Below are 9,554 nucleotides of genomic sequence, written 5' to 3' on the forward strand. Positions count from 1 at the left end.
TGGCACCTTCTCATTCCTGTTCGCTTTTCCAGTGGGCATATTCCTCCGAAGCAAAATAGTCCCTTGCCTGCTCTGCATTGATAGCAATCTGCTTCCGCAGTTCTTCCACACTGGGGAATTTTTGCTCACTGCGCAGGAATTTATAAAAGAACGTCTGCAGCTGTTCGCCGTAGATCATTTCATTAAAATCCAGCAGGTAAGTTTCCACAATTTTTACTGTTCCGTTCACCGTTGGGTTTTTGCCGATATTTGTCACACCATAGTAATATTTACCCTTGTACAATGTTTTCGTAGCATAAACGCCATTGGGAGGGAACAATTTCAACGGATGGGCTTCAATATTCACTGTAGGGAAACCAATGGTTCTGCCCAGTTTTTTTCCTTCTTTCACAGTGCCCAGAATAAAATAAGGCACTGTCAGCATCTGGTTTGCCTCTTCCAGATTCTTTTCGATGAGGCACTGACGGATACGGGAAGAGCTGACTCTTTCCTCGCCGTGGAGCACCTTGGGTACCCCCACGACCATGATGCCCCTTTCTGCTCCCAGTTTCTTCAGCATTTCATAATTGCCTGCAGCGCCCTTGCCAAAGTGATAGTCTTCCCCTACCACCAGCACCTGGCACTTCAGCTTTTCAAAAATCAGTTTAACCGCAAAATCTTCGGGGCTCATCGCCGCAAATTCCACATCAAAAGGATATTCGATATAAGTATCTATACCCAGCTGTTCCATCTGGAATTTCTTCTCAGAGGGATCCATGATCAGGGCAAAATCATCTTTTTTCTTAAAAACGAGCATCGGATGGGGGGAGAAGGTGAAAACAACGCTTTTCAGCCCCTGTTCCTCTGCAAACTGCTTTGTCAGATTGATCAGCGAACGATGACCCAGATGCAGACCATCAAAGTTACCCAGGGTAACGGCGGTTGGTCGGTCCTGCTCGATTCGCGTGTCAGTGATATGTTCCATTTTTTACTCCTTACATTGTTTTTTCGGTATAAAAGCCGCCTGCTGTGCAGCCGTTAACAATATTCGTAAGGCTATGCCTGACGCATTTCGTTAAATTGTCAGATGACTGTTCCCGTCTGTACGCAAATGCACCGATAGATTCAGCCCCTTGACAATGCTTTTACCGTAACATCTTGAATGGTTTGATAAAAAAGTCTTCTTCTTGTTTTATCTCATAAAGCCCCACAAGGTTGTTTTCAAAATCAAAAACAGCTGCGATCTCTCCCAACTGCAGGGGCATAGGTTTCTCTTCAAAAAATTTCTCCCGAATCTTCCCGCCATTATAAAGCAGCTTTGTGGAGCTTTTGGCCACCTTGATAACAGGGAAATCCTTCAGGGCTTCTTCCATGGTCAGTAAGGCTTCTTCTGCCCGCTCCTGCTCTGCCAATTCTTTCAGCTCTGAAAGGCGGATGGCATTTTCCAGAGAAAAAGCCCCTGTTGCCGTCCGCAGCAGCTCTGCCATGTGGCCGCCGCAGCCCAAGGCTTTGCCGATATCGGCGCAAAGGGTACGGATATAAGTCCCCTTGGAACAATCCACATCCATCTCCACTCTGTCCGGCGGCAAAAATTGGCGGATACGGATATCATATATTTCAATCGTGCGGGATTTCCGTTCAATTTCCTTGCCCTCTCTGGCAAGTTCATAGAGCTTTTTCCCGTTGACCTTTACCGCAGAATACATGGGAGGCACCTGCTCCAGCTTACCGATGAAAGAAGCCACCGCTTCCCGGATTTTTTCTTCGTCAAAGTCCACCGGCTTTGTTTCCAGCACTTCGCCGGAAGCATCCTCCGTAGTCGTTGTGATGCCCAGCCGCAGCATGGCACGATAGCTTTTTCTGCCGTCCATAATGACATCGGAAAGCTTTGTGGCCTTCCCCACGCAGACAGGCAGAACGCCCTCTGCATCTGGGTCAAGGGTGCCGGTATGGCCTACCTTTTTCATGTGGATGGTGCGGCGCACCACAGCCACCACATCATGGGAGGTAAAGCCCTTTTCTTTGTATATATTAAAAATGCCGTCCAAAAGGGAACCTCCTTTTTTATAACATTTTTTCTACTTCCGCCAATACCATAGCCTTTGCTTCGGCAATGGGTGCGGAAATGGTACAGCCTGCCGCCTTCACATGGCCGCCGCCGCCGAATTTCTGCGCCAGCGCACAGACATCATAGCCGTCATTGCCGCGGAAGCTGCCCTTTACGTCTGTTTCTGTCTTTTCATAGAAGAAACAGGCCACCTTTGCCCCCAATACGCCTTTCAGGTAATTGATAATAGCATCCAGTTCCTTATTGCTGCCGCCCAATGCTTCAATCTCCGCCGTGGTGATGGTGGAGCAGACCACATCTCCGCCAAAGAGAAGCTCCGCATTATCCAAGGCTTTTCCCATGATCTTCAGTTCAGAAAAGCTGCGGCTGTCGAAAAATCTGTTGTAAATCTCTGTGAAAGGGATACCATAGCCCATCAATTCCCCGGCGATTTTCATGGTTTCAGGGGAAGTGGAGGAATGGCGGAACCCGCCTGTATCGTAAATCAGCCCCGCATAGAGCCCTGCCGCCTCTGCCGCCGTCATAGGCAGGCGGTCTTTCAGCAGGCGGAAAATGATCTCACTGGTGGAAGAAGCATCGGCATCCACATAATTCAATTCCCCAAAACAAGTATTGCTCCCGTGGTGGTCAATATTGATCTTCTTTGCCGCTTTTTGGAAAATTTCCCCGGCAGCCCCCAGGCGTCCTTCATCACCACAGTCCAAGGCAATAAAAAGCTCTGGAATCTCTGCCTTTTCCGCTTCACAAACCAAATGCCCGTTGGGAATCAGATGGTATTTATCGGCGTATTTTTCCAATACCACCTGTACTTTTTTGCCGCTCTTTTCCAGGGCACCCCCTAATGCCAAGCAGGCACCGATGGCATCCCCGTCAGGGTTGGTATGTCCTGCCAGCGTGATGGTTTCCGCCGACAGGATACATTCCATTATTTTTTCAAAAGAGTCCTTTGCTTTCATCATTCAGCATCTCTCTCTTCTCGTTCTTTAGAAATCTGGCTGAAGAGCTGATCCATGTGGATGGCATATTCTGCGGATTCATCCAGTTTAAATCTCAGCTCCGGTGTATAACGCAGATTGATTCTCTGGGCGATCAGGCGGCGGATAAAACCGCCTGCATTATTCAGCCCCTGCATTACATTTTCTTTATCTTTTTCATCACCCAATACAGAAACAAAAACCTTGCAGTATTTTAAATCCTGTGTTGTTTCCACACGGATGACGCTTGTCATCGCACCAATGCGGGGATCTTTCAGTTCTGCCCGGATGATCTGAGACAGTTCCTTCATGATCTCGTCATTGATACGGGAAAGTCTATTGTTTGTTTTCATATCTTTTCACCTTGATTCGGTTGGATTAGCGAGGTACTTCTACCATCGTGAAGGCTTCTACCCAGTCGCCTTCCTTAATATCATTAAATTTTTTGAATACCAGACCACATTCATAGCCTGCCGCAACTTCTTTTACATCGTCTTTGAAACGTCTCAGGCTTTCCAGGTCGCCTTCGTAAACAACAATACCGTCACGGACGATACGAACCTGACAGTTACGTACGATTTTACCGTCTTTTACATAGCTGCCCGCAATCGTGCCAACACCGGAGGCTCTGAATGTCTGGCGAACTTCTGCATGGCCCAGAACCTTTTCTTCAAATACGGGATCCAACATCCCTTTCATAGCCGCTGTGATATCTTCGATCGCATTGTAGATAACACGGTACAGGCGCACATCAACCTTTTCTTCATCAGCGAATGCCTTTGCGGCAGGTTCGGGGCGAACGTTGAAACCAATGATGATGGCATTGGATGCGGAAGCCAGCATAACGTCGCTTTCTGTAATGGCACCAACACCGCCGTGGATGATGCGCACACGCACTTCTTCATTGGAAAGTTTTTCCAGAGACTGACGAACAGCTTCTACAGAACCCTGTACGTCTGCTTTTACGACGATACCCAGTTCTTTCATATTCCCACTCTGAATCTGGCTGAACAGGTCATCCAAAGATACCTTCTGAGGTGTCTGGCTGATCAGTGTTTCTCTGTTTTTCGCGATCACGCTTTCTGCCAGCTGTCTTGCCTGTTTGTCATTTGCCGCTACATAGAAGCTGTCACCGGCAGAAGGAACTTCAGACAGGCCCAGGATCTCAACAGGTGTAGAAGGACCTGCCGCTTTTACACGTCTGCCCTTATCATCTGTCATGGCTCTGATCTTACCATAAGCAGGGCCTGCAACAACAGGATCCCCCACCCGCAGGGTACCGCTCTGCACCAATACCGTTGCCACAGGGCCGCGGCCTTTGTCCAGCTGTGCTTCGATGATAGCACCTCTCGCTTTTTTGTTGGGGTTTGCTTTCAGCTCTTTCATTTCCGCTGTCAAAATGATCATTTCCAGCAGATTGTCAATCCCTTCTTTGGTATGAGCGGAAACGGGTACGCATACCGTTGTGCCGCCCCAATCCTCTGCCAGCAGGTCATATTCTGTCAGCTCCTGTTTTACTCTGTCAGGGTTTGCAGAAGGTTTATCCATTTTGTTGATAGCAACAATGATTTCAACCCCTGCGGCTTTCGCATGGTTGATAGCTTCTACCGTCTGGGGCATTACGCCGTCATCGGCTGCAACTACCAGAATGGCGATATCTGTGATCTGCGCGCCACGCATACGCATAGCAGTGAAAGCTTCGTGACCGGGTGTATCCAGGAAAGTGATAGGCTTTCCGTCAATCTGTACAGTATAAGCACCGATATGCTGTGTGATGCCGCCGGCTTCGCCTTTTGTTACATTGCTGTGGCGGATAGCATCCAGCAGGGATGTTTTCCCATGGTCAACATGCCCCATAACAACAACTACAGGAGGGCGTTCTTCCAGTTTGGATTCATCCTCTTCTTCCTCTGTACCGAAAGCTTCTTCCATGATATCCTTTTCTTCTTCCAGTTCCAGAATCACATTATATTCTTCCGCAATGGTTGCAGCTGTATCGAAATCCAATGTAGCATTGATAGCCAACATTTTACCCTTCTTCATCAGGTTCATTACCAAGTCAGAGCCTTTTTTGCCCAGAACCTCTGCCAAATCCTTTACTGTGATGCTTTCAGGGATATATTTGATAACGGGATCCGCATTGGCAGCCTTTTCTGCTGCTTCCAGCGCTTCCAGTTCTGCCATCAGGGCAGCTTCTTCTTCCATTTCCCGGCGTCTGCGTTCCATGGGGTTTTCTCTTACCTTCTGCCCATTTTTGTTGCCGTTCTTGCCGCCTTTTTTATCTTTACCCTTGTTGTTATCTTTATTCTGAGGTTTGCCCTGCTGCTGGCCGCCGCCCTGTTTAGGGCCGTTCTGCTGCTGAGGCTTGCCCTGTCTGTTATCGTTTCTGTTCTCCTGCTTCTGTGCAGGTCTGTTGCCGCCCTGTTTTTGATTATTGTCTTTTCTGGGTGCATCCTGTTTAGGCGCATTCTGCTTGGGCCCTTCTTTTTTCGGTGCTTCCTGCTTAGGAGCCTCTTTCTTGGGAGCCTCTTTTTTAGGTACTTCCTGCTTGGGCGCTTCTTTTTTGGGCCCTTCTTTTTTGTTCTGATACAGTGCTGTCACCTTTGCAGCCTCTTCTTCTGTCAGCATTGCCATGTGGCTTTTTGCTTCAATACCAACGCTGTTGATTTTTTCCATCAAGTCTTTATTGGCAACGCCCAGCTGCTTTGCCAGTTCATAAATTCGAATTTTGGACATTCCACAACACCTCGTCTTTCCCGAAAATCAATCTTCACCGACCTTCGTTCTATTCTCTATGTTTTCTTCCGCCAGCTGTTTCAATTTCTTTGCAAAGCCTGCTTCGGTAATTGCGATGATGGAGCGCATATCCGCGCCGATAGCCTTGCCCAATTCCTGTTTTGTCCCCGCCTCTATCAGAGGCAATTCATAATACGCTGCGGAATTTGTAAATTTCTTTTTTGTATTTTTAGAAGCATCTTCCGATAAAATCAGCAAGTACGCCTGCTTCTTTCGTACTGCCTGTTCTGCTGCCACTTCGCCTGCGGCCAGCTTACCTGCCCGCTTGCAAAGCCCCAGGAGGGAAAAGAATTTATGCATTCGCTTCTTCCTCCAGTTCTTTCAGCAGCTGTTCATATACTTCCTTGGGCACAGGTGCCTTAAAGGAGCGTTCCAGCCCCTTAGATTTCTGGGCCTTCGCCAGACATTCCCCATTGGGGCAGATATATGCGCCGCGGCCGGGCTTTTTGCCCGTGCGGTCCAAAGAAAACTCCCCTGCATCATTTCTCACGATGCGGATAAGTTCTTTTTTATTTTTCATTTCCTGACAACCGGTACATTTTCTGAGAGGTACTTTTCTCTGCTTCATACGCTCTCCTCCCTCTTATGCTTCTGTTTCAGAGGCAGCTTCGATTGCATCGATCGCTTCCAGTGCATCCAGCTCTTCTGTGACTTCTTCCGCCAAAGCTTCTTCTACAGCAACTTCCTCCGCTGCAGGTTCTTCTGCCAGGAAGTTTGTTTCTCTTGCCTGTGTTTCGCTCTTGATATCAATTCTCCAGCCTGTCAGTTTTGCAGAAAGTCTTGCGTTCTGCCCCTCTTTCCCGATGGCCAAGGAAAGCTGATGGTCAGGCACAACGATTTTTGCACTCTGTTCCGCTTCGTTCAGGGCAACCTCCAGAACTTTGGAAGGGCTCAGGGCTGCTGCGATGAATTCCTTGGGGTCTTCACTCCAGTTGATCACGTCAATCTTTTCGCCGCCCAATTCATTTACGATCACATTTACTCTGTAGCCGTTCTGACCAACGCAGGCACCCAAAGCGTCAACATTTTCATTTTTAGAATACACAGCGATTTTTGTTCTGCTGCCTGCTTCTCTGGCAATGCTCTTGATTTCTACAGTGCCATCGTGTACCTCAGGCACTTCCTGTTCAAAGAGACGTTTTACCAGTTCAGGGTGTGTTCTGGAAACGAAGATCTGAGGGCCTTTTGTGGTCTGTTTCACTTCCAGAACATATACTTTGATGCGATCCATAAAGTTATACTGTTCGCCGGGAATCTGTTCATTTGCAGCCAGAACCGCATCAATCTTACCCATCTGTACGATCACATTTCTGCGTTCTTTTCTCTGTACGATAGCTGTCACCACTTCCCGTTCTTTTGTGATGTACTGATTGAACAGGATTTCTCTTTCTGCTTCACGGAATTTCTGTACAACGACCTGCTTTGCCGTCTGGGCAGAAATTCTGCCGAAATCCTTAGGTGTTACTTCCAGGTCCACTACGTCACCCACTACATAGTTAGGGTTCAGCACGCGGGCCATTTCAATGGAAATCTCCAACTGAGGATCTTCCACAGGGTCAGCCACGGTTTTCTGCGCATAGCAGGCAACATTGCCTGTTTCTCTGTCGATGACTACTTTGATATTCTGGCTTGTGCCAAAATTTTTTTTGCATGCAGAAACCAAAGATGCTTCGATGGCTTCAAAAATAACTTCCTTGTCAATGCCTTTTTCCTTGGAGACCAGGTTCAGCGCATCCAAAAATTCTTTACTATCCATTTTCCAGTTTCCTCCCTTTTATTAGAAGATCACCGCCAGTCTCACGCTGGCTGTATCTTTATATTCAAATGTCACTACATTGCCATTTTCTTCCTCAATGGAAAGCACGCCGTTTTCCAGCCCCAGCAGCTTGCCCTGATACTGCTTGCTGCCGTTCTGGGGCTTATACAGCTTCACATCGATGATTTCCCCCTGATATTTTACAAAATCAGCTTCTTTTTTCAACGGTCTGTCAATCCCGGGGGAGCTTACTTCCAAAATATATGCCTGCTCGATGGGGTCAGTCTCATCCAGTTTGGCTTCCAGCGCACGGCTCACCAGCTCGCAGTCATCGATATTGACGCCGCCTTCCTTGTCAATATACACCCGCAGATACCAATTCACGCCTTCCTTTACAAATTCCAGATCCACCAATTCCAGACCATTGGCATCCACGATGGGTTCCAGAAGAGGCAGCACTTTCTGCTCTGTGTTGCTTCCTTTCGCCATTTTTACACCTCTTTTTCCAAAAAATCTTCCATACAACAACAAAGAGCGGGTTTGTATACCCACTCTTTTCGCCGACAACTTATATCTTTACTGTAGATTACTATATCACTTTTCTCCCTGATTGGCAAGGATTTTTCAGAAAATTCCTGTCTTCTTGTAAGATTTTCCCCGTTACTATATAATGTTGGAAAGACGTTTGTCTATTTATATCCCCAAAGGAGGAATTTTATGCATGCGATTGAAAAAATCCGGGAAAAACATCCTGCTCCCTTCTATATCTATGACGGAAAAATCATTTCAGAACAAGCCTCTGTCCTGCGGAAAACTTTCCCCGGCTTTGGGCTGCTCTTTTCTGTCAAAGCCAATCCTTTTCCGCCCGTTTTGAAAAAGATGGCATCCCTGGGCATCGGCGCTGACGCAGCTTCCGCCAAGGAAGTCGGCCTTGCTTTAGAAGCAGGTATTCCTGCGGAAAACATCTATTATTCCTGCCCCGCCCCCACCAGGGAAGATATCGCTCAGGTCATTGGTAAATGTCACATCATCGCCGATAGTTTCCATGAGCTTTCTCTTCTGGAAGAAGCCGCTTCCGAATGCGGCAGAAACCTGTCAGTTGGTCTGCGGATCCATCCGGATTTCACCCTGAATGGCTCCCCACAGATACCATCCAAATTCGGCATCGATGAAAGCCTTGTCTGGAAAACCGATTTCTCTGAAAAATATCCCCATCTTACAATCCACGGGCTTCACATCCATATCCGCTCTCAGATTCTGGATACAGAAAAACTAGCGCGTTATTATGACAATGTCCTGGACTTAGCTGTAAAATTGCAGAATTTCCTTGGTACGAAACTGGACTATATCAATTTCGGCGGTGGTGTCGGCAAGGTTTATGATAAAACGAGACAATCTCCTTTAGACTATGAAAAACTGCGGGAAGTCGTCTCCTGTTCCATTTCCAAGCACAAAAGCGATCTTTCTGCCCAGCTGCTGTTGGAAAGCGGACGTTTCCTCGCCTGCGACTGCGGTACATACGTAACAGAGATCGTTGATATCAAACGCTCCCATGGAAAAACTTTCTATATCGTCAAAAATGGCGCCAATGGCTTCTTTAAACCCGTTCTGCGGCAAATGCTTCTGCCCTTTCAGCCTGACCATATCGGCGCATCCTATGAACCTTTTGCTACAGAAAACGATCATTATGAAATCAATGTCCTTTCTGAAAGCAGCGAAACAGAAGTGGTCGATATTGCCGGGCACCTTTGCTCCGGCGCAGATATCATGGCAAAGGATGTTGCCGTCAAAAAAGGGAATATCGGTGATTTCGTAACCTTCAGCCATGCTGGCAGCTACGCCTATAGCTTGGCACCTCTTCTTTTTTCCAGCCAGCCCCTTCCTCAACAATTTTTTATCGATGAATAACAAAAAGAGTCCAAAGGGCAATGTCATTAAGATAATAATGACGTAAAAATAAAAAACACATAGTAATCGCCAC

General features: G+C 47.3%; 10 protein-coding genes. 1 reads left to right on the top strand and 9 read right to left on the bottom strand.

Annotated elements, in window-relative coordinates; genetic code table 11:
* Nucleotides 1–10: 10 nt before the first annotated feature.
* The 9 genes from ACI39P_RS09480 to rimP all read right to left on the bottom strand — a co-directional run bounded on the left by ACI39P_RS09480 (nucleotide 11) and on the right by rimP (nucleotide 8,062).
* Nucleotides 11–964, bottom strand: a complete 954-nt coding sequence (locus ACI39P_RS09480; protein WP_439720428.1) for a bifunctional riboflavin kinase/FAD synthetase — start codon at nucleotides 962–964, stop codon at nucleotides 11–13.
* 160 nt (nucleotides 965–1,124) lie between these two features.
* On the bottom strand, nucleotides 1,125–2,027 hold the full coding sequence (truB, locus tag ACI39P_RS09485; protein WP_439720429.1) for a tRNA pseudouridine(55) synthase TruB: 903 nt from the start codon (nucleotides 2,025–2,027) through the stop codon (nucleotides 1,125–1,127).
* 16 nt (nucleotides 2,028–2,043) lie between these two features.
* On the bottom strand, nucleotides 2,044–3,006 hold the full coding sequence (locus ACI39P_RS09490; RefSeq protein ID WP_439720430.1) for a DHH family phosphoesterase: 963 nt from the start codon (nucleotides 3,004–3,006) through the stop codon (nucleotides 2,044–2,046).
* On the bottom strand, nucleotides 3,003–3,374 hold the full coding sequence (rbfA, locus tag ACI39P_RS09495) for a 30S ribosome-binding factor RbfA (RefSeq protein WP_439720431.1): 372 nt from the start codon (nucleotides 3,372–3,374) through the stop codon (nucleotides 3,003–3,005). The genes ACI39P_RS09490 and rbfA overlap by 4 nt, the downstream gene beginning before the upstream one ends.
* A gap of 25 nt (nucleotides 3,375–3,399) precedes the next feature.
* Complete coding sequence (infB, locus tag ACI39P_RS09500; protein WP_439720432.1) at nucleotides 3,400–5,757, bottom strand: translation initiation factor IF-2; 2,358 nt, start codon at nucleotides 5,755–5,757, stop codon at nucleotides 3,400–3,402.
* A 27-nt stretch (nucleotides 5,758–5,784) separates the two neighbouring features.
* On the bottom strand, nucleotides 5,785–6,117 hold the full coding sequence (locus ACI39P_RS09505) for a L7Ae/L30e/S12e/Gadd45 family ribosomal protein (RefSeq protein ID WP_439720433.1): 333 nt from the start codon (nucleotides 6,115–6,117) through the stop codon (nucleotides 5,785–5,787).
* Entirely contained in the window at nucleotides 6,110–6,385 is a 276-nt protein-coding gene (gene rnpM / locus ACI39P_RS09510; RefSeq protein WP_439720434.1) for an RNase P modulator RnpM, read from the bottom strand. Before rnpM ends, ACI39P_RS09505 begins: the two co-directional genes overlap by 8 nt.
* Before the next feature lie 15 nt (nucleotides 6,386–6,400).
* Nucleotides 6,401–7,573, bottom strand: a complete 1,173-nt coding sequence (nusA, locus tag ACI39P_RS09515) for a transcription termination factor NusA (RefSeq protein ID WP_439720435.1) — start codon at nucleotides 7,571–7,573, stop codon at nucleotides 6,401–6,403.
* Between the two features lie 21 nt (nucleotides 7,574–7,594).
* On the bottom strand, nucleotides 7,595–8,062 hold the full coding sequence (gene rimP, locus ACI39P_RS09520; protein ID WP_439720436.1) for a ribosome maturation factor RimP: 468 nt from the start codon (nucleotides 8,060–8,062) through the stop codon (nucleotides 7,595–7,597).
* Nucleotides 8,063–8,290: 228 nt separating this feature from the next.
* Here rimP and ACI39P_RS09525 point away from each other — a divergent pair, with 228 nt between their 5' ends.
* Nucleotides 8,291–9,481 (top strand): hypothetical protein, encoded by a 1,191-nt coding sequence (locus ACI39P_RS09525; RefSeq protein ID WP_439720437.1) that lies wholly within the window; start codon nucleotides 8,291–8,293, stop codon nucleotides 9,479–9,481.
* The last annotated feature ends 73 nt before the right edge of the window (nucleotides 9,482–9,554 follow it).

This window comes from Anaerotignum sp., assembly GCF_051877975.1.
Classification (GTDB): domain Bacteria; phylum Bacillota; class Clostridia; order Lachnospirales; family Anaerotignaceae; genus Anaerotignum_A.

Excerpts from the sequence above, each read along its gene's own strand:
- ACI39P_RS09480 (WP_439720428.1), bottom strand. The coding sequence starts at position 964 with ATGGAACATATCACTGACACGCGAATCGAGCAGGACCGACCAACCGCC.
- ACI39P_RS09490 (WP_439720430.1), bottom strand. The coding sequence starts at position 3,006 with ATGATGAAAGCAAAGGACTCTTTTGAAAAAATAATGGAATGTATCCTG.
- rbfA (WP_439720431.1), bottom strand. The coding sequence starts at position 3,374 with ATGAAAACAAACAATAGACTTTCCCGTATCAATGACGAGATCATGAAG.
- infB (WP_439720432.1), bottom strand. The coding sequence starts at position 5,757 with ATGTCCAAAATTCGAATTTATGAACTGGCAAAGCAGCTGGGCGTTGCC.
- ACI39P_RS09505 (WP_439720433.1), bottom strand. The coding sequence starts at position 6,117 with ATGCATAAATTCTTTTCCCTCCTGGGGCTTTGCAAGCGGGCAGGTAAG.
- rnpM (WP_439720434.1), bottom strand. The coding sequence starts at position 6,385 with ATGAAGCAGAGAAAAGTACCTCTCAGAAAATGTACCGGTTGTCAGGAA.
- nusA (WP_439720435.1), bottom strand. The coding sequence starts at position 7,573 with ATGGATAGTAAAGAATTTTTGGATGCGCTGAACCTGGTCTCCAAGGAA.
- rimP (WP_439720436.1), bottom strand. The coding sequence starts at position 8,062 with ATGGCGAAAGGAAGCAACACAGAGCAGAAAGTGCTGCCTCTTCTGGAA.
- ACI39P_RS09525 (WP_439720437.1), top strand. The coding sequence starts at position 8,291 with ATGCATGCGATTGAAAAAATCCGGGAAAAACATCCTGCTCCCTTCTAT.